The sequence below is a fragment of the Dorea hominis genome (assembly GCF_014287705.1).
GTDB classification, from domain to species: domain Bacteria; phylum Bacillota; class Clostridia; order Lachnospirales; family Lachnospiraceae; genus Dorea_D; species Dorea_D hominis.
On the sequence record NZ_JACOOY010000003.1, the window covers coordinates 1 to 20,857 of the forward strand.

20 protein-coding genes and 1 pseudogene are annotated in these 20,857 nt (G+C 37.4%); 20 read left to right on the forward strand and 1 reads right to left on the reverse strand.

Going from position 1 to position 20,857, the window contains the following annotated elements:
- The first annotated feature begins 179 nt into the window (after window positions 1–179).
- From H8S07_RS02650 to H8S07_RS02735, 18 genes and pseudogenes are all read left to right on the forward strand, one after another.
- Window positions 180–350: a hypothetical protein gene (locus H8S07_RS02650; protein WP_158580525.1), complete on the forward strand. Its 171-nt coding sequence runs from the start codon at window positions 180–182 to the stop codon at window positions 348–350.
- A gap of 274 nt (window positions 351–624) precedes the next feature.
- Window positions 625–2,502 carry an FtsX-like permease family protein gene (locus H8S07_RS02655; protein WP_118661298.1) on the forward strand — a complete coding sequence of 626 codons (1,878 nt, stop codon included), beginning with the start codon at window positions 625–627 and terminating at the stop codon, window positions 2,500–2,502.
- A complete protein-coding gene (locus tag H8S07_RS02660; protein WP_118661299.1) occupies window positions 2,493–3,218 on the forward strand; it encodes an ABC transporter ATP-binding protein in 726 nt (241 codons plus the stop codon). The genes H8S07_RS02655 and H8S07_RS02660 overlap by 10 nt, the downstream gene beginning before the upstream one ends.
- The gene (locus H8S07_RS14730) at window positions 3,218–4,915 is read left to right on the forward strand and encodes an ABC transporter ATP-binding protein (RefSeq protein WP_118661300.1); all 1,698 of its coding nucleotides are present in this window, start codon (window positions 3,218–3,220) and stop codon (window positions 4,913–4,915) included. The genes H8S07_RS02660 and H8S07_RS14730 overlap by 1 nt, the downstream gene beginning before the upstream one ends.
- A 524-nt stretch (window positions 4,916–5,439) precedes the next feature.
- Window positions 5,440–5,862 carry a sigma-70 family RNA polymerase sigma factor gene (locus H8S07_RS02670; protein WP_118661302.1) on the forward strand — a complete coding sequence of 141 codons (423 nt, stop codon included), beginning with the start codon at window positions 5,440–5,442 and terminating at the stop codon, window positions 5,860–5,862.
- 534 nt (window positions 5,863–6,396) lie between these two features.
- Window positions 6,397–8,364, forward strand: coding sequence for an ATP-dependent DNA helicase (locus H8S07_RS02675; protein WP_186855367.1), 1,968 nt, complete (start codon window positions 6,397–6,399; stop codon window positions 8,362–8,364).
- Between the two features lie 161 nt (window positions 8,365–8,525).
- Window positions 8,526–9,644 carry a tyrosine-type recombinase/integrase gene (locus H8S07_RS02680; RefSeq protein WP_186855368.1) on the forward strand — a complete coding sequence of 373 codons (1,119 nt, stop codon included), beginning with the start codon at window positions 8,526–8,528 and terminating at the stop codon, window positions 9,642–9,644.
- 18 nt (window positions 9,645–9,662) lie between these two features.
- A complete protein-coding gene (locus H8S07_RS02685; RefSeq protein ID WP_117739179.1) occupies window positions 9,663–11,639 on the forward strand; it encodes a tyrosine-type recombinase/integrase in 1,977 nt (658 codons plus the stop codon).
- Window positions 11,636–13,129 carry a tyrosine-type recombinase/integrase gene (locus H8S07_RS02690; protein WP_186855369.1) on the forward strand — a complete coding sequence of 498 codons (1,494 nt, stop codon included), beginning with the start codon at window positions 11,636–11,638 and terminating at the stop codon, window positions 13,127–13,129. Before H8S07_RS02685 ends, H8S07_RS02690 begins: the two co-directional genes overlap by 4 nt.
- Window positions 13,119–13,544 (forward strand): DUF6262 family protein, encoded by a 426-nt coding sequence (locus H8S07_RS02695; protein WP_226969289.1) that lies wholly within the window; start codon window positions 13,119–13,121, stop codon window positions 13,542–13,544. Before H8S07_RS02690 ends, H8S07_RS02695 begins: the two co-directional genes overlap by 11 nt.
- A 39-nt stretch (window positions 13,545–13,583) precedes the next feature.
- Window positions 13,584–13,958, forward strand: a complete 375-nt coding sequence (locus tag H8S07_RS02700) for a DUF6262 family protein (RefSeq protein ID WP_029730553.1) — start codon at window positions 13,584–13,586, stop codon at window positions 13,956–13,958.
- A 240-nt stretch (window positions 13,959–14,198) separates the two neighbouring features.
- Window positions 14,199–14,300 (forward strand): annotated as a pseudogene (locus tag H8S07_RS02705) (Flp1 family type IVb pilin); the annotation flags it as partial.
- A 9-nt stretch (window positions 14,301–14,309) separates the two neighbouring features.
- On the forward strand, window positions 14,310–15,692 hold the full coding sequence (locus H8S07_RS02710; RefSeq protein ID WP_243175951.1) for a DUF5702 domain-containing protein: 1,383 nt from the start codon (window positions 14,310–14,312) through the stop codon (window positions 15,690–15,692).
- Between the two features lie 76 nt (window positions 15,693–15,768).
- Window positions 15,769–16,578: a TadE/TadG family type IV pilus assembly protein gene (locus H8S07_RS02715; protein ID WP_021860448.1), complete on the forward strand. Its 810-nt coding sequence runs from the start codon at window positions 15,769–15,771 to the stop codon at window positions 16,576–16,578.
- Window positions 16,566–17,039, forward strand: coding sequence for an A24 family peptidase (locus H8S07_RS02720; protein WP_207722380.1), 474 nt, complete (start codon window positions 16,566–16,568; stop codon window positions 17,037–17,039). The genes H8S07_RS02715 and H8S07_RS02720 overlap by 13 nt, the downstream gene beginning before the upstream one ends.
- A gap of 36 nt (window positions 17,040–17,075) precedes the next feature.
- Window positions 17,076–17,501, forward strand: coding sequence for a TadE family protein (locus tag H8S07_RS02725; protein ID WP_226976880.1), 426 nt, complete (start codon window positions 17,076–17,078; stop codon window positions 17,499–17,501).
- Window positions 17,479–18,246, forward strand: a complete 768-nt coding sequence (locus tag H8S07_RS02730) for a DUF6382 domain-containing protein (RefSeq protein WP_186855371.1) — start codon at window positions 17,479–17,481, stop codon at window positions 18,244–18,246. The genes H8S07_RS02725 and H8S07_RS02730 overlap by 23 nt, the downstream gene beginning before the upstream one ends.
- A gap of 104 nt (window positions 18,247–18,350) precedes the next feature.
- A complete protein-coding gene (locus tag H8S07_RS02735; protein WP_118288138.1) occupies window positions 18,351–18,965 on the forward strand; it encodes a rhomboid family intramembrane serine protease in 615 nt (204 codons plus the stop codon).
- Here H8S07_RS02735 and H8S07_RS02740 read toward each other — a convergent pair.
- Entirely contained in the window at window positions 18,915–19,667 is a 753-nt protein-coding gene (locus H8S07_RS02740) for a sensor histidine kinase (RefSeq protein WP_021860443.1), read from the reverse strand. The genes H8S07_RS02735 and H8S07_RS02740 overlap by 51 nt on opposite strands.
- An 86-nt stretch (window positions 19,668–19,753) precedes the next feature.
- Here H8S07_RS02740 and H8S07_RS02745 point away from each other — a divergent pair, with 86 nt between their 5' ends.
- The gene (locus H8S07_RS02745) at window positions 19,754–20,161 is read left to right on the forward strand and encodes an HIT family protein (protein ID WP_118288137.1); all 408 of its coding nucleotides are present in this window, start codon (window positions 19,754–19,756) and stop codon (window positions 20,159–20,161) included.
- A gap of 109 nt (window positions 20,162–20,270) precedes the next feature.
- Entirely contained in the window at window positions 20,271–20,816 is a 546-nt protein-coding gene (locus H8S07_RS02750) for an RNA polymerase sigma factor (protein WP_118288136.1), read from the forward strand.
- Window positions 20,817–20,857 lie beyond the last annotated feature (41 nt).

Below are 20,857 nucleotides of genomic sequence, written 5' to 3' on the forward strand. Positions count from 1 at the left end.
ATAAGAAAATATCAAAATATGTTTAATAAATGGTGGGAAAGTAAGTCAAAAAAGTATCAGTGGGAAGGAAGAGAAAAAGGAAACTGGGTTGTAGACTTTAGTACAGGAGAAATATATTTAGAAGAAAATAACATAAATTAAAATATATGTTATTAATATACAAAGAAAGGAGGAGCAATATGAGTAGATATGAAAGTAAAGTAGGAAAAAAAACCATGACAACAGTTTTATCAGGATGTACTTGTAGTGGTGGATGCAATCTGAAATGCACAGGTGGATGTAAATATGGTTGCACAAAAGGTTGTCAAGCAGTCTGCTATGTTGGTTCTTATAAGTTCCTTAAAAATTAGGTAGACAATAGCAATGTAAAGAGGTGAAACTATGAGCAGATATACGAGCAAAATTCAAGGTACGTACAGTACTGTTATTACACCAAGAGGATGTATAGTGTGTAGTAATAACTGTTTACAAACATGTTCAGGTTCATGCCATGGAGATTGTAAGAAAACGTGTTCGGGAGGATGCGCAAAAAACTGTAAAGGTGGTTGTACCGGTCTTAGTAACAAAATTTAGTTATTCAAAATTAGGAGAGGGAGAAATCCCTCTCTTTAAAGGATTAGGCATATGAAAATATTATTGAAAATATTAAAAAAAAATGCGCGTAATAGTATTGTGTGTGTTATGAGTGCTATTTTAGTTGCAATTATGTTATTTGTCTTTCTAGGAGTTAAAGAATTGGTTCTTGGAACAATGAGTATGGAAGAAAGGGTTCGGTCGCAACAAGGAATTGCGATTCAAACGTACATGTATATATTGCTGTTTATTGGTCTGATTTTGATCAGCTATACAGTAAGCAATTATAGCCGGATAAGAATCAAAGATTATGGAATGTTTATGGTATTCGGAGAAGAAAAGAAAGATATTATCCGGATGATAATTCTGGAATATGGGATTATATGTGGTATTTCGTGGCTGATTGGGTGTGTAGTGGGAACGCCTTTTGTAATTCTTCTTCAGTCTATATTCAGAAAAGAAGGGATTCAAACAGTTCAAGATCCATGCTGGTTTCTAAAGAATATTGGAAGCACATGTTTTTATATGTGTGTTATTTTGTGCATTGCAGTAATCATGAATATAATAAAAATTCAAAACAATTCACTGGCTTCGCTTTTGAATACGGAACAGAAAAGGGGGACGGTTCCGTCTGTTAAAGCAAGCGTGATAGGTGCGATTGCAGGGCTGATCTGTTTTGTGTTTGCAATTATTCTTTTTTCGAAGGTTCCTATGACATATCCACGTATGAAATATGGAGTTCTTTTTTCGCTGACCGGATTATATCTTTGGTTTACTTATTTGGGAAATGTTATATTGCGATGGGTGAAAAAGAAAGAAAAATGGTATGACAGACATATTCTTACGCTAAAAACGTTGTATCACAGATTTTCAGAAAATAAAAATATAATTTTAATTGTTTTTATTATTAATGTATTTGTATGGGTGATTGTAAATATCAATATTATAGAATACGGTAATCTTTCTTCCGAGTATTTATGGAAATATCCATATAATTATGTATGTATGACAGAAGAAAAATATACAGACGAAATTCATAAGGTTATAAAAGAACCAGATGAAAAAATAGATGAATATGCGTATATTCCGCTCATAAGCAATGATGGAGGAGAATATGTAGGTATTTCGGAGGATTCCTATAACAAACTTACAAAGAATAAGAAAGAGCATATCAAACAGGGAGAGGTAAAGGCAGTTCTGGAAAAATCAAAACAAGACGATGAAAACATGTTTCAGGATAAACATGTTTATTTAAAAACAGCAACAGGAATGTGTAAATTTGCGATAAAAAAAGAAGTGAAAGAAGTTTTATTTGTTGCTCAACAGTCGGATATTATACGAATTCTGGTTATGAATAATAGTGATTTTGATATGCTTAGATCTTTGCAGAAAAAGAATACGGTTATTATGACGCAGCAAACAGAAAAAGAGACGGCGATTGATGAGGGCAAATTAAAAGTATGTGAAAAGAAATATGAGATAATTGGTTTTTATAAAGGCTCATTGATGAAAGAAGACAGACAGGATGATTTGACAACTCTTATCTTTTACATTTGTATTGGTGCATTTTTGATTATTAGTGGAATAATGATTTTATCTATAAAAATATGGTCAGACATTTCTAATGTAAGTATGAAATATGGATTCTTGAAAAAAATAGGCATGGAGACCAAAGAAATAAAGAAAAATGTGAAAAAGGAACTTTCGCTTTCTTTATGGATCGCATTTATACTTTCGATTGTAATAAGTGGTGGTGCTTTGAGTCATATTACATGGAACGTTGATTGGCTCTTGAAAAAACAGGTGTTGATAACATTTTTTGCACTGTTATTATTCCAGGCCGGGTACATTATCTTATTGAGAGAGTATGGATGGAGACTTGCTAATCAGCAAATTCAGAGTGAAAGAAGGGAAAAGATATGGAAGTGATCAGCGGAGAGAAAATTGTGAAAAGTTACGGTAAGTTTAAAGTGTTAAAGGGTATTAATTTGAATGTACAGGATGGCGAATTTGTAGGAATTATGGGAAAATCAGGAAGTGGGAAGACGACACTTTTGAAAATTCTGGGACTCATTGAATCTGTAACAGATGGGGCACTTTTATACAAGAAAGATGAAATATCAAAACTGTCAGATAAAGAACTTGCGAGAATACGAAGAGAAGAATTGGGATTCGTATTTCAGGAATTTTATTTGATGGACAGCCTGGATGTTTTTGAAAACATTATGTTGCCTTTCTATATCAGCAAAACGGTAGATGATGCCAAAAAAGAAAGAGCGAGAATGCTAATGGATCAATTCGGGATCAGGCTTTTGGAAAAAAAGATGCCAACTGAACTGTCAGGAGGTGAAAGGCAGAGAGTTGCTATTTGCAGAGCATTAATAAATGATCCAGAGATTATTTTCGCAGATGAGCCTACAGGAAACCTTGATTCGAAGTCCGGAAAAGTGGTAATTGAAGCGCTGAGAGAAATAAATAAAAAAATGAATAAAACAATTGTCATGGTAACACATGATCCACAAATGGCAAGTTGGTGTGACCGCATTGTATTATTGAAAGATGGAAGAATTATAAATGAATTGAAGAAAAAGATTGATCAAAGTGACTTTTATAGAGTAATCATAGAAAGTATGGTTGAATTGTAGTGAAAACTTATATATTATTAAAAAAATTTTTTAAGGAAAAAATAGGTTATATAATATTATTAAGTATTGTTATTATATTGGGAATAATATTGGAGAGTATTAATCCATATTTATTTGGGAAAATTATAGACAATATTAGTAAGAATAAAAAAATGGTAATGGGTAGATATTTTTTTTGGTATACGGCCATTTTGTTTAGTATTCAAATTTTAGGATGTTTTGAAAAAATACTTGGGAAAAGTATAGTTTTAAATATTGTAAATAGAATCAAACATACACTTTTTGGATGTGTAGTAGCTATGCCTTATTATAAGAGTCAAGAATTTGAACAAGGCGAATTATTAAATAGAATAGAATTTGACGCATCAATTATTGTAGATTATTATATGGATTTTGTTAGTAGTATTTTTATGATTATAGGTAATTTTTTTATTTCATTATATTTTTTAATGAAAATTTCTAACATTTTAACATTAATATCCGTTGTGCTCATATCTTTAATGTATATAGTAAATATCCTGTTTAAAAATACTGTAAAAAAATTACAAGAAGATATTAAAATCTTTTCAGATCAATACTATAGTTGGTTGCAGGAAAAGATTTCAAATCTTTTAGGAATTAAAGTATATCAAGAAGAAAAAAAGGTTAGCAGAAAATTTAGTGATTTATTATCCAAAGAATATAATCTATATATGGAAAATGAAATAGTTGATTCAAAAATAGAATTTATTCGTGGAATAATTAATTTGTTATTGGATGTTTCAATTCTTTTTATTTCGATAAAATATATTGAAAAAGGGGAAATGACAATCGGAGGATTAGTTGCATTTAGTACTTATTTATCAAAATTACTGATAGCGATATCTAAAATACTTGATATCAATATAAATAAACAGGCAGTAAATATTAGTTATCAAAGAATAAGTTCTTTGCTTGAAAAAAATATATATCCGAAAGAAGAAAAATATATAGAAAAAATTAATCAAATTTCGTTTGACAGTGTATCTTTTGGTTATAATAAAAAATGTGTATTAAATAATGTAGCATTTGAACTGAAAGAAGAAGGTATTTATTCATTTGTTGGTGAAAACGGTAGTGGGAAAACTACAATATTATCTTTAATAGAAAAGTTATATTCATGTCAAAAAGGAAAAATAAAAGTAAATAATATTTTAATAGATGATATTAATACAGATTGCTATAGAAAAGAAATAATTTATTTGACGAAAAAACCATATTTTATTAATGGAACAATTTTAGAAAATATAAAAATAGGAAATGAAAATGTGACAATGGAAGAGATACAAGAAGTATGTAAAAAAATAGGTATTCATAATTATATTATGGAATTGAAGGAGGGATACAATTCTTCAATAGGGGAAGAGGGAAAAAAATTGTCCAGTGGACAACGTCAAAAAATCGCATTTGTCAGAGGATATTTAAGAAGGGCTTCTGTTGTTTTATTAGATGAAGCTACATCTGATGTAGATGGACAAAGTGAAAAGAATATGTGTAATCTAATAAAAGAAATGTCAAGACGAGCAATAATAATTAATATTAGTCATAGAGAACTAAGTGTAAAGATGAGTAAAAAGATATTTTTTCTTCATGGAGGAGAGATTATAGATGAAGGAACACATGAGGAATTGTTAAATAGAAATAAAAACTATGAAGAGTTATTTAGTAAGTATTCATAAATGAATTAAAGGTATCAATGTAGAACATTTAGAACTTATGCCAGAATAAATATATTTAAGCATTTAAAGTGTATATGAAATATCGGAAGAATTCTAATGGGGGTACAAAAACAATTAACTTGAATTTGCGATATAGTTGTTGCAGGCGGGAAATGAAATTCAAGGCGTGATATTAAGGATACATAGATGCTTTAGATTGTATGAAAGAGGGAATGCTATTTAGATATTAAAAATATAAAATTCTGTTAAAAGTGACTGGAAGATAATTGTTAAATAATACAATCTGACAGTCATTTTTATATACTTTTCCTTATTTAGGGAGGCGAGATAAAAGGAGAAGGCGTATTTGCATCAATGGAAGCGACTAAAAAAACAAAAAAGTAAGAAGAAACAAAGTGTTGTAATCGTACAGGTTGCAGCACTTTTTTTTCCGACATTTTTCGAAAATGGTAAGACTGTATCAATACGTTCACCGCCATGTTCCGATTTGATTTCTATAGAAACCCAGATCGGAGGAAAAATAAATGGCTTATAACAAAGCAAGCGAAGAACGAAAATGGCATTATTGGAAAGAACGGGAAGAAAAGAAACTGCGTGAACTGGGCATGGACGAAGAGAAGATTCGGAAATTAAGACAGATGGACTGGGAAGATTTTCTGGAAGAACGCAGATACCGGGAACGGCTGGAAGAAACGATGCAGGAGATTGATACAGGAAAACCAGAGGACGGTGAACCGTTTGCAATGGATGTCCGGGAACTCTTAGATCATGTGGGAGATAGACGGTTGTATGAACTGTTAAAGGATACGGAGCATCAGACACTGGAGATACTTTTGCTTAGTACATGGGGATATTCGATTAAGGAAATCGCAAGTATTATGGGACTTCCGAAGGATACCGTTTATACGAAAAGAAAGATTTTGCGGAAAAAATTGAAAAAATTTTAAATTTTGAGACAAAAATGACGAATTTCGTCGGCTATTTAATAGGCAGGTAAATTTTGCCAGTGTACTTTGAAAATCCTATACCAGCATTACAGGTACGTTCCCGTAAGTAGAAGCGTGTTAGGAAGGCGCGAGGACAGATGAAAATGACAGGAAAGAAAACAAAAAGAAAATTCTTTGCTGGTGTTTTTGTTTCGAGCGAATCACCTTTAACTGAAACAGGATCGTGGCGGTCTTTTGCGAGGATCACTTACGAGGGGATAATGATACATAGGAACTGCCAGTGAGCAGAGGATGGACTTTGGGTTGTAATCAGCAAGACCTTTAGAAAATCCATGAGCGGTGCGATGCCAAGCATCCGCCTGTAATGTTCCCGTAAGGCAAAGGGGGAGTCGAGGACAAATACAATGCCAAAAATCAAAAGTATAAGAAATCAAGGAAGAATGTGTCGTTGATATCAGATACATGCGGCTGTAGGGAGTTATTCCTTTACAGCCGTATTGATGTGGTATCAGCAGACATATCAGGTAACAAACTATGTATTACAGAAAAGAGTATTTGAAAAGAGCACATCGGGAAATTGATACGATCTTCCGGGTGCTGTTCCCGGAACATGGAATGGCAGTAAGGGAAGAGCAGATCCTGTTATGCCATGAAATGTTGGATAACTTGCTGGGAAGAAACATAGCACTGTGTGACGCAGGTGTCGGCATCGGGAAAACCTATGCCTATCTGGTGGCTTGTGTTCTGATGAGAAAGTATTCTCTTCTTGCAGACGGATATTCTCCATACGAACAGCGTCCGGTTGTGATCTCTACTTCCAGCATTGCACTCCAGAAAGCAATTCTTACGGAATATATCCCTTTTCTCTCCCGGATTCTTCAGGAGAATGGGACAATTCAGGTGCCGCTCAAAGCAGTTATCCGCAAAGGGAAAGAGCATTTTGTCTGCGATGAGAGATTAGCGCAACGAATCGTTGCAATCAAAGAGAAAAATAAAAATGCATTGCAGAAAGAAGCACTGCTGTCTCTGAGAGAACACTACGACATGGATGAAGTGTCCGGATTAAGCGGATTTGACAGAAGGATGGTAAGCGTGCCGAAGTTCTGTTCAAGGGAATGTTCGAAAAAAGGTTCCTGCAGGTATCAGCAGTATCTGGAACATTCCAGAGATGATGAAATGTTCATCCAGATCTGCAACCATAATTATCTGCTGGCAGATGGCTATCACAGACTGCAGGATTACCGCCCGTTACTAAAAGACTACCGGGCATTGATCGTAGACGAAGCACACAAACTGCCGGATGCGGCAAAGCAGATGTTCGGGAAGAGCCTGTGTTATGACAATATCAGGGAGATCTGCTTTTATCTTGGAAAAGAATATCAGGGACCGGAGATAAGAAAACTGTCCGGGACGATTCGGATGGTGCTGGATGTGATAGGAGAAAACCACAGAACCAGATATGGATTAAAAGAAGAATTTCACATGACAGAAGAGTGTGCCATGTATTTATATGAAGGGATACAGACCATGAATAAGATCATAGAAAAAATAGAAAAGAAGATCCCAAAGTGGATCAGAAACAAGCTGGAAGAAACCAGAAGTGTGTTGGAATGCTTTTTCCATCAGGATCAGAAGTATGTGCTGCATCTGAAACAGGATCAGGAACATCGGATCATATTGTGTGCCTCCAGCAGACGGATTCCACAGTATCTTGACCAGATGTTGTGGAGCAGAGGAATGGGAGCAATCCTGACAAGCGGAACATTAAAAACCGGACAGGGATTTGCCCATATCCGGAAGATGATAGGATTACAGAAAGTGCAGAGGGTACGTGAATATGTGGCAGACTCTCCATTTGAATATCAGAGGAACTGTCTGTTATATCTGCCAAAAGATCTGAAAAGATGCAGAAGAGGAAGTCAGGAAGAAACAGAGATGATAGCTGATCATATCCATTCGTTGATCTGTTCAACTTACGGACATACATTGGTGCTGTTCACATCCTATCACCTGATGGGAAATGTATATCAGATGTTGCGGGATGAGATCCCTTTCCCGATGATCGAGGTGTGGAGACATTCCCCGGAAGAAATCACAAGATTCAAACAAACAGACAATGCTGTCCTTTTCGCAGCCGGATCCTGCTGGGAAGGAGTAGACTTTCCCGGAGATATGGTATCTTCGTTAATTATTGTAAAGTTGCCGTTCGCTGTTCCAGATCCCATCAGTGAGGCTCAGAAGAAAGAATATGATTGTCTGAAAGACTACATTCAGGCAGTGGTCGTTCCGGATATGCAGAAAAAACTAAGGCAGGGATTCGGACGTGCGCTCCGCACAGAGACAGACACCTGTGTCGTGTCCATCTTAGATGAGCGAGCAGGAGAAGAAGGAAGATATCATGAGGAAGTGATGTGCGCACTTCCGAAGTGCAAGATGGCAAAAGACATCAAGGATGTCCAGCATTTTATCAGAAACCGGAAGAGTGTGGAATATTACCTGTAAATACCCGTGGTTTTGCTACAATAACAGCGAGTTTACGACGAAATGTTTGGTGGTATTTCTGGGGGGTTTTCGGTGGAATTGGTGGTATTGCTGAATAGCTATTTGAACATGAAGTGGGTATACTGTGTATAGCGTTAGAGATTTAGAAGGAAGGTACTAATATGGCAAAATATATCGTAGAAATGCAGATGGATAAACAAGAAAAATTTTATTTTATTCGAGAAAACGAAAGCAGAGATATTGTATATTTACCTTCTAAATCTCTAATGCATAAGAAAAGGTCAAAGATATCACCGAATACCATACAAAGAAGTGCCTTTGCATTATCTTATTATTTGAATTTTCTGGATGAAAAGCAACTTTGTTTGGATGATATTTATCAAATGAAATATATTGAACAGCATGAACATTTTACAGATTTCCTGATTTGGTTAAAAGCTGGTATGCATAGCAGGGAAGATTATTTAAAACTTCCTAATAATGAGACATGCAATGCATATTTAAAAGAAGTATTCAGATTTTATACCTTTATGGAGCAGGAAAACAAGCATTCGGAAAGCTTGAAGGTATTATCAGATACGCAAATGATTGTGCGAAATTCCATCGGTATCAGAAAAGTATTGAATAGGAAGAGTTTTCGAGGATATTTAAAAGAAAAAGGACATCAAGGAAAAACCATTGAGCAGGACAAGATTGTAGTGTTGTTGCAAGAATGTGCAAACAGCCGCGATCAGGTTCTGCTTTTATTATTAGCAGAAACAGGCTTTAGAATAGGGGAACTCTTAGGTGTACGATACGCAGAGGATATAGACTATGAGAAACATATAATATATGTCAACTTTCGAGATGATAATGAGAATGGGGCAAGAGCTAAAAACGCAGAACTTCGAAGAGCCAAAATCAGCGACGCAACATTTGATATTTTAATGTTTTATATTGAAGACTATAAGGAACTGATTATAGGACAGGAATATTTATTTATTAATGTCTCAGGTGATTACGTTGGAAAGCCTTTTAAGGGAAGTGGAGTATATGCCATGTTACGCAGATTGGAGAGAAAGACGGGAATTAAAGCATCTCCACATATGCTCCGGCATTATTTTGCAAATGCAAGACGAAAAGATGGATGGAAATTAGAAATGATTAGTCAAGCACTCGGGCATCGGAATATCGAAACGACTATGAAATATCTGAATATAACAGAGGATGAACTAATAGAAGTCAGTGATGCTTTTTATAACAGGCATCAAGCAATGTATGGTGTTCAGAATTTGTTATAAAAAAGAGGAGGCGATCAAGTGTCTGCAATTCGATTGCTGCAAGCAGAACGCAAGGAAGAGATACAGCATCTTCACAGGCAGTTTATGTCAGGCGGAATATTGCAGAGAGAATTATGGGAAGAAGCAGAGAAATTCCTTATCCAAAGAGAAATCTATGATGTGATTTTAGCAGAAGAACAAGATTTGCGGGAATACAAACAAACTTTGTTGGATAGTGGGAATTATACGAAAAAGCAGGTGAAAGAGCAGTCATCCGCATTACGGAAGATACAGAAGTATTGGATAGAAACAGAATATGGAGAGCTACTCTTAGAAATCCGAGAAAGCCAAGTGTCAGATGAGGCATTGAAGGGAAACATCAAACGGTTTCTAATCCGGCAGGGAATACATCATATCAAAGAGATTGATTATACGGTACGAAGCCGTTATGAAGCAGAACTGAAAAAAATGTGGGATGAAGCGAGTGTGATGAGATATTTAAAGGTTTTCGATCATATCAAGCAGTATAGTATCCAAAAAGAAATAGAAAGTCTGCCGGGAAGAATCGAACACCGGAGGAAATATCAAGCACAGGTTGTATTCCTGCCATACTTACCAGATTTGGAGTTGGTTAAGGATTTTGAATATGTCCGAGATAAACAGGAACTGGTGTGGGATTTTTTTAGAAGAGCATCTGAAAAATTAAAAAAGCAGGTTTTTCTACTATTGAATTATATTCTAGATAATTTGTATCGAGACGATCCCAAAGAGAGAAGAGTTCGCTATTTATTGCCATTACACTGGTTATATGATTTTTGTGTGGAGGAAGAGATTGATGATCTGGAAGGATTGGAATTAGAACAGATCCAACGATTTGAGAAAATCGTGGAACAGAAAGTGGTCAATGTGAAAAACTCTATGCAGATTATTGACAATAGTCGGAAAATCTTATTTTTAACAGCACCAGAAATTCATTGGCATGCCAATGTGTGGTATATGGAACGCTTTCACCTGTCAGAAGATCGGCTTAACCCAAGCAATCCAGTACAGCGATTGAGTTTTATAGAAGTGACTAACAAAAAGAATCGAGAATTGTTACAGGAATATGCCAAATATCATGTTGGAATTGGTGGACTGACGATAGCAAATATCCGAGGACAACTATATGAGGTAAAAAGACTTCTGGAATATTTTAAGGAAGAAGAATCCATTTGTCAGGTAGATGAAAATCAATTGGATGACTATTTTAGGAAACTGGAAGAAAAGGATACCAAAGATGATACATTCAATAAAAGAATTGTGCATTATATAAAATTTTATCAGTTTTTAAATGTCCGAGGATATATGAAGGAGATACCCTTTAAACCGGAGTATTACCTGAAAAAGACATATCCAGAGCATCATGACAGAACGGTGGAAGAAAAAGTTTATATGGAAATCCTGCATAAGCTGTATGCATTTCCGCTAGTTCCAAGATTGATATTTTTACACTTGTGGTGTACTGGATTGAGAATCAGCGAAGTGTGTACGTTAAAAGGGGATGCATATTACTGGGATGGAGAAGATGCATGGTTGAAAGTCTATCAGATCAAGATGAAGGCAGATAAAATGATACCAATACCGCTTGTGATGTATAGAATCATGCGTAAGTATATTGAGCGTGAACACATTCGTCCGAAAGATTATATCTTTAAAGGGAAGGATGGTGGAGCGTACCGGGGAACAACATTCCGACAAGAGTTTCAGCAATACTGTGATAAGAATGGAATTGCAGATGGCAGTTATATCTTCAAAACCCATGACTATAGGCATACGCTGGCCACCCAATTTTATGATGAGGATGTTTCTATACAGACAATCCGAGATTATTTAGGACATTTTTCCGAAGAGATGACAAAACAGTATGTAGACTTCATGCCAAAGAGAATTGAAAAAGCAAGTGATACTTACTTTAAGAAACCGGAAAATGACTTGGCTTCTACCATTAAAGCTAAGAAGCGTGGTGAAAGAAAATGAAAAAAAGAATTTACATATATGAGCTGGACTGCTACAAGGTAGCATCCGAAGAGCAGATTCAGAGAATGCGTATCAGCCCGGAACGGTATTTTAATCTGGAAGGATTGCCATCAGAAGAACTTGCCGAAAAGTTGGAAGAATTTATATGGGAAAGAGGAAAAATGCTCGCACCGTCCAGCATGGCAAGTGAAGTGACCTATTATAATAATATTCGGGAATTTCTGATTGATCGGAAAATACAAAGCCTTGATGCCAGAGAAGAAGAAAAAATCATCCGTATGTTAAAAGGATGGATGCTGGAACGAGGATATGCTTTATCAAGCAAAAAATATCGGCCTGCATATGACAAAATAGGAATTGAAAGTCCTGGCATTGTAAGGCATATGAAAAAAATCTTGAAGTTTCTGGAAGAAGAGGATGACAGGGATGAGCAGGAAAAAGATATCTGGACTCTTAAAAACTTCGATTTTCCTATTTATGGAAATCCAATCAAGAATACGGAAACGATTAACTTTACTAAAATTGTACAGCCAGATATTCGGGAAGAAGTAAAAAAAGTAATTTTTATGCATTTAAAATATTCCCCTTTAGGAACGATTCATAGTGAAATAGCTGCAGTAAAGCGGTTCTCAAAATTTCTTAAAAGAAAATATTTGGACATTCAATCGCTGCAGGATCTGGAACGGATGCATATAGAAGAGTATCTGATATATCTTCAGACGGAAGCACATGACCGGAAAAATTATAGATCTGACCTATATGCACTACGAAGGGTAATAGAAGATGTTGGGAATTTATATGAACGACAGTACATGAGCGAATTATTTCTGAGTAATGATTTCCCAAGTACACCAAGGCATGTATTCAAATTTTACTCAGATGCGGAAATCAAAAGATTAAACGAACACATTTTCGAAATGGATGAGCAGATATGTAGGGCACTGATTATCCATCAATTACTGGGAACGAGGATTTCAGATACGCTGACCTTAAAGACAGACTGCCTAAGCATGCGGAATAATCGATATTTTATAAGGATTGATCAGGTGAAGTCAGTCACCTATGAAAAAGCCATCAGTGAAGAAGTGGCACAACTGATTATGAAAGCAATTGATTATACAAAGGAACGGTATGGAGAAACAACTTACATTTTTACAAAAAAAGATGATCCAACTAGGCCTTATCAATATAGCATGATTCAAAATCAGATTATGACAATGATCCGCCAGGAAGATATCCGGGATGATAATGGAGAGTTTCTGAAGTTTGGAACCCATATTTTTCGACATTGTTATGGAAAGAAATTGACAGAAATGCATGTGGATGACTGGATGATAGCTAAGCTACTGGGGCATACCTCCATATATTCGGTACATCATTATCGAAAAATTGGCAATAAACTGATGGCAGATGAAACGAGAGCTGCAAGAGAAAAAATGGACATGATCCTATTAGATATCATAGAAGGATGGGATGATTATGAAATATGATAAGATGGTAGCGATTACGCAGGCTGAGAGTCAGAGGAAGATGAATATTGCAAAAAATACAATATCTGATATGCTTAAAAATATGGAAAGAATTACCGTAGCAGAGCTGGTAAAAAGAACTGGGCTTTCTAGAGGATTTTTTTATAAAAATGAGCTTATCAGAAGAGAAATGGATGACGCAATACATAGACAGGAAGCAATTTTTAAGAATAGACATCCGGTTGCAATGGACAGAAAACTTGAAAATTCAGTAATTGAGTTGAAAATTGAATTGTTAAAAGCCAAAGCAGAGAACGAGAAATTAGCAGAACAAAATCAGGAATTGAAAAGAAAAAATGAACTGTTGCAGCAAGAACTGGAGAAATTGAATAAACGGGTCAGTAGGAAAGAAATTTCTGTTCTAAAAAAATTGTGAGAATGGTGTGGTACAAGTTTTTTGAGAGGACGATAATCTATGAAATACGATAAAATGGTCGAATGTAGTTTGGAACGTAGCAAACAGAAGGTAGAAACCGCAAAACGGGAAATTCAAGAAATGTTGGAATCAAAAGAAAAAATAACGGTTGCTGCATTGATTCAAAAAACAGGCTTTTCCAAAGGATTTTTTTATCGAAATGAAGAAATGCGCAGGGTGGTAAATGAAGCTATGCATCAACAGAGCGTAACGTATAATCCGAAACAGATTATTATTGATATGGCTATGGAAAGAACTTTAGTTAATGCAAAAACGACTATACAGGAATTGAAACTAAAAATAAAAAAATTGGAAAAAGAAAATGCAGAGTTGCGAGAAGAATTGGCAAGGGTAAGAAAAATATCTAAAGTATAAAAGGAAAAATTAAATATTTGAATTTGAATGATTCAAGGCAGAATGTACAGTAAAAAAGCAAGTACATTCTGTCTTGTTTTGTATAGATATGAATAAATAAAAATACTGGCTACAAAATGCACACAACATACAAAAAGTGCAAAAAACAAAGAAAATAGACGAATGATACGTTTTGGTCTATATGGTTAAATCCAGTGTTTATAAGGCTTTTGAGGCATGAAAAAGACAGGGGCTAAATTTATGGTCGTGCTGATCGGTCTGGTTTTAATTTTCAAATCACAGCTGACCAGTCTGGTAGAGACGATTTTCGAGAAGATCACCAGCGAAAGTTCGGGAATATAGGAGGATAGAATGATGGTGTCAGGTGCAAAAAAAGGAGAAGTGACAGCCTATCTTAGCCTGATATTTATTCTGTTTATATCATTTGTCGGGGGCATTATGGAAAGTGCCTCCGTACAGATGGCAAAAAATTACAGGCGTGCGGATATGAACCGGGCAATGGAGTCCGTATTTGCAGAGTATCAGAAAGAACTTCTGGATGAATATGAGATTTTTGCATTGGAAGCAACTTATGAAACAGGGACGTATGGCGAAAGAAATATAAAGAAACGGCTGGAATTTTATGGGGCTGAAGGAATGGAACAGTCTGTGAAACGGCTCAGCCTTTTGACGGATCATGGCGGACAACCTTTTCTTGAACAGGTGGCGGTTTATATGGAAGAGAAGTATGGAATGGATAAAGTGAAAGACCTGACAGGAAAAAGCGCAGACTGGAAAACACAGGAAGAAGAAGCGGGAAAATACGAAGAAAATGAGAAGAAACAGCAGGGAGAACTGGATCAGTTATTAGAAGAAAATGAAGGAGAACTTCCAGAGAAAGATAATCCGATTGCCCATGTAGCAGGTCTTAAAAAGTCGTCTCTTCCGGAATTGGTGATGCCGAAAGGAAAAGAAGTATCTAACAAGCAGATGAACCTGGCGGACACACTGGAATACAGAGGAAAAAGAGAGGGTTATGGTGACTTCTCGGATGTATCGGAAGGAATTGGAAAATTAGATCATCTGCTTTTGGGAGAATATCTAATGGAACATTTCCCTGATGCAACAAAAGCAGGACAGAAAGGAGACCTGCTGGATTACCAGTTGGAGTATTTTCTGGAAGGAAAAGGAAGCGACCGGGAGAATCTGGAAGCTGTTGTAAAGAAACTGCTGATGTTACGTTTTGTTCCTAATTATATATATTTGCAAGGAAATGCTGCAAAAAAAGCAGAAGCGAAGGCGATGGCATTATCGCTTTGTGCGGTTCTTGCAGTTCCGGCGGTAACAGAGGCGGCAGCGCAGGTAATTCTTCTTGCATGGGCGTATGGAGAGTCGCTTGTAGATATACGAAGCCTGCTGGGAGGAGGGAAGATACCGCTTGTCAAATCAGATGAAAACTGGCAGTTATCTCTGGCGGGATTGTTGAAATTAGGTGAAGACGGAGATTTGAATGATGGAAAAGACTGCAAAGAAGGACTGGGATACCGGGACTATGTGCGCATGTTGTTATTTCTCACGAGTAAGGAGAAATTAGGACTTCGTGCACTGGATATGATCGAAGGTACATTGCGGGGGCGGTTCGGACTTGTTTTCTTCCGTGCAGACCAGTGCATCAGCAAGATAGAAATGAAAAGTACCTGTAAACTGCGGCGTGGGATTACTTATCAGTTTCCAACTTACTATGGATATCGCTAGGGGTGAAGACAGATGCTCTTTCGGACAAATAAAGAAAAACTTTTCATAGAACGAAGAAAGGAGAAGGATTCGTGCCATGATAAAAAATTATAAACTCCCCTTAAGACCTATCGAACGGACATCGTCTGAAAGAGTATCTGTCTTCACCTCTCGAAAAGGAAGTATCACAGTTGAGGCGGCTATAGCAGTGCCGATATTTTTCCTTGCAGTAGTCTGTCTTTTGTATTTGATGGAGATGATGGCAGTGCAGACGGCAGTGCGAAGCGGACTGCAGTACGCAGGAAAAAGGGCAGCGCAGGAATATGCCATAAAACCTTTTATGCAGACGAAGCAATTGGAAAAGGAAGTGATTGAAGGAATCGGTGCTGATCGGTTAGAGAGAAGTATTGTGGAAGGTGGCAGTGCAGGAATCGACTGCAGTCATTCGCAGATGTCAATACGGACAGGAATTGCGAATCTACAGGCGGAATACAGGATTCGTGTTCCAATTCCGATGTTTTCCATCCCTACGATTACATGTGGTGTGGAATTAAAGATCAAGGTGTGGACTGGTTATGAAAAAGAAGGATTTGGAGATCAGCAGAAAGAAACGGTATATATCACAGAAACAGGAATGGTTTACCACAGGGATTATCACTGTGCTTATCTGGATCTGACGATTAAGAGTGTGTCAAATGGACAACTGGATACTCTGCGCAACAGCAGTGGTGGAAAGTATCATCCTTGCGAGCACTGTCATCCGGCAAATGCAGGATCGGTATTTATTACCAATTATGGAAACCGGTATCACAGTTCTGTCTTGTGCAGTGGACTAAAGCGTACAGTATATGCCATTCCGGTGTCGGAGGCAGCAGGAAAAGGAGTGTGTTCAAAATGTGGAAAATAAGTCAGATGGTCTGCCTTGGGATTCTGGCAGGTATGTCTGTTACGGATTTATTATATCGGAAAGTGTCTGGAGAGCTTCTTGCGGCAGCGGGAATTGGAGCAGTCATTTTTCAGATATGCTATGGAAAATGTAATGTCTGGATTCTTGGCGGTGGAATTGCAGTCGGATTATGCTTCCTTGGGATCAGCAGACTGACAGGTGAAGGAATAGGATATGGAGACAGCATCATGATTCTGTTGCTTGGAATTTATCTGGGAATCTGGAAATTGCTGATTGTACTCTCTGGTGCATTTTTTCTTCTCGCACTGGCTGCGGTCGTGTTACTTAGTTATTACAGTATCCGGGGAAAGGGTATGGCGCAAGGAACTGTGGGGATGAAGAAAATATCCCGTAAGTATGTACTTCCCTTTTATCCATTTCTGACATGTGGATATATATTATATCTGGTCAGTTGGAAATAGAGCTGGGAGAAGACAAAGCTGAGAGGAGGCAGAAGTTTGAAAAGAAGAAAATTATCAGGAAGCATGACCGTAGAGATGTCTTTCTTAATGCCGATGATATTATTTCTGATCATGGGGTGTATTTTGGCAGTTTTTTACTATCATGATAAAAATATTCTCGGTGCGGCAGCATATGAGACAGCAGTGGTCGGAAGTACAAAGGCAAGGGAAAAAGATGGCGTAGAAACAGGAAAATTACAGGCATTATACAGAGAGCGGATAAGAAAAAAATGCGTTTTATTTCCAACGGGTCGAGCAAATGTAACCGTCGGAAAAGAAGAGATAGAAGTGACGGTAACCGCGAAAAAAGGAAAATTCAAAGTAGCGGTCCGAAAATGTGCTGCCGTTACAGAACCGGAAAGGAAGATCCGGGAGAAAAAGAAACTGGAGGAATTGGCAAATGGAGCGAAAAATAACAATTGAGGAAGAGACAGAATACAAAGAAGATTATCAGATGTGTATGCTGATGAGTAATGAAATTATAGGAATATTGCCGGTGAGAGGTAGAGGATTTAACGGGCGAAGTTGCTATGATTATAATGTGAGCGGCAAGATTTCTATGCGGGCAATGTATGAGCGAAATGAAATCAGTGCGAAAGACATAAAAATATTTCTGGAATGTTTAAGTATGGCGCTTGAGGAAGTGCAAAAATATCTGTTGGACATTCATTGTATATTATTAAACCCGGAATATATTTTTTATGAGGAGGAGCAGTTTTATTTCTGCTATTATCCACCGAAGACATCGGAATTATGGAAAGACCTGCATGAATTGACGGAGTATTTTGTAAAACATGCAGATTATCAGGAGGAGGAAAGTGTACAGACGATCTTTTTTCTGCATAGAGAGACGATGGAAGAAAATTACAGCCTGGATAAGATTATGACAAAGATTCTCTATCAGGAGGATGAGCGAAAAGAAACCAGAGAGAATGAGGACAGAGAGATACAGAAAAAGGAGGTGCAAAACAGGAGGAATCTGTGGGAAAAAGAGGAAGTGCGGTATGATACGAGAGAACATGACTGGATCGCAGAGCAGGAGATGGGAAGTCTGATCATGGAAGAGACGGAGAATCTGTGGACACCGGTAAGGCGTTTCCTTAGAAAACACAAGAAGCCACGCTGGGGTGAATGGGATGATCTTCATATTGAAGAGGAAGAATTATAGATACAATTATGGATGGAATTGTAAAAGAAATTTTGATTTTTATATGTAATATATGCTATACTCAAGAAAAGATATCAGATAATTTGAAAGTGTGGTCTGACTAAATGAGATATAAACAGGAAAAAGCGCCCTGTACAGTTTTATTGATTCTGGCAAATATTATTGTATTCTTTGTACTGACAGCAAAAGGAATGACCGAGGATGCGGAGTTTATGCTTGGACATGGAGCCATGTATATTCCTTATATTATAAATCGTGGAGAATACTATCGATTGTTTACGAGCATGTTTATGCATTTTGGATTCGATCATCTTGCGAATAATATGGTAATGTTGCTTGTTATAGGATGGAATCTGGAAGGTGAGATTGGAAAGATTAAGTTTTTGATCATATATTTCTTAAGTGGGCTGAGTGGGAATATCTTATCAGCACTCTGGGATATGCAAACGGGTGATTATGCGGTATCCGCAGGCGCATCCGGCGCAATCTTCGGGATTGTGGGAGCAATTTTATATGTAGCAATTCGTAACCGCGGCCGGATTGGAACGATTACCGGTCGCGGCATTCTATTTATGATCATATTGAGTCTGTACTATGGATTTACCAGTGGCGGTGTGGATAATTTCGCACACATTGGTGGTCTGATATCCGGTCTCGTTCTTGCAGTGTTATTGTACTGGAAGAGAAAGCGTAAATACCGTGAAAGTGCCTGGGACTGAGGAGACAGTAAGTGTTCCGCCATGGGACGTGGCAATTCTCCGTGCCAGCGCAAGGCCAAGACCGGTTCCATCTTTTTTATAAGTGACGAATGGCTCAAAGATCTTATCACGTTGTTCCGATGTGATACCGCAGCCATTGTCCCGGATCTCGATTACAAGAGACTGTTTTGCAAGACGGGCTTCCAGAAAAATGGAAGGAAGCTGTTCCGGGTTTTTCAAAGCCGGACTGAGTACAGCAGCTTTTGCATTTGTTAAGAGATTCAGTAACAGTTGACGCAGTTTTACCGGATCAGCCTGAATAACCGGAAGCGCAGGCGGAATTTTAGAAGTCATTTGAATATCGGTATCCAGGATGGATGTAGCAAAAGAAAGAGCAACACTCCGGAGGAAGGTATTCGTGTCGAGTGACTGAAGAGACAGGCGGTCTCCGTTATTAAAATCGGAGAGTTCCTCCAGAAGTTGTTTCATATATTCAACATCCTGGTGCATGTTCTTCCAGTGCTTCGAGGGAAGAAGTTCAGGAAATTCATTTTCCAGAAACTGCAGGTTACTGTATACCAGCGTAAGCGGGTTGCGGATTTCATGACTGATGGTACTGATCTCCATACGGTGATGGGAGAGAAGTCGGGTGAGAAGTTCCTTTTTCTCAGGGCTTTCTGCCATGATCTGTTGTAATTTGTCGTAGTCTGTCTGCGTAAACATAATACTTACCGCCTCCTTTCTGATTACTCAGTTTAGCATTGGCGGTTAAAATAATCAATTACATTTATAGAAAGGAAGAAGACATTATGAGAGATGATAATTGTATTTTTTGTAAACTGGCAAATGGGGAGATCCCGACAGCAACTTTATATGAGGATGAGGATTTTCGTGTGATTCTGGACGCAAGCCCGGCTGCAAAAGGACATGCACTGATCCTTCCAAAGCAACACTATGCGAATCTGTATGAGCTGGATGATTCTGTAGCATCAAAAGTACTCGTACTGGCGAAAAAGATGATCACTAAGATGACAGACATTCTTGGATGTGATGGGTACAACATTGTACAGAATAACGGAGAAGCTGCCGGACAGACAGTATTTCATTTCCATATGCATCTGATTCCGAGAAACAAAGGCGATGAGGTAGGTCTTGGCTGGAAGATGGGCGAGCTTACAGATGAGGACAAGGAAGATATCCTGTCTAAGATAAAATAAGATACAAGAGGCAGAGAATGTGTGTACGTTACAGAATAATCTGCAGGTATCATAAAAAGCAGGCAACAAAGGATAAGTTATAGTTATAAAGGAAAGATGGGTGAGGTGTATGAACGTACGATCAATTGGGAAACAAGCGTTTGATGCAATTTATGAATCTAATCTTGAATATGTGTATCGTACAGCGTGTTATTACACCCAAAATCATTATCAGGCTGAAGAGATTACGCAGTGTGTATTTATTAAGCTGTACGATAATATGGATAACGTGAATATGCAGTCCGTGAATTCGTGGCTTTTAATAACAACAAAGCACATGGCATTAAATTACAAAAGAGATTATGCACGGGAAACACTGATAGATGAACTTCTGTATGATAATGAAGTCGGAGACAGTCTGGAAACATGTTATATGACTGAGTTTGACAGGACAAAGCGAAAAGAACTGGCGGATGAAATCTATCTGAGATTATTTGAGGAAAATAAACGCTGGTATGATGCCATAATGGCGGTCTATTTGCTTGAAAAGCCACAGAAAGAAGTGGCACGTGAGATGGGCATTTCGCTGGAAGTGTTACACAGCATGCTATATCGTGCGAAGAAATGGATTCGTAAAAATTACGAGAAGAGATATCGCTATTTAGACGAGGCATAAGAAAAGGCTAATCTATAGGACAAAAGGTATAAGAAAAGCAG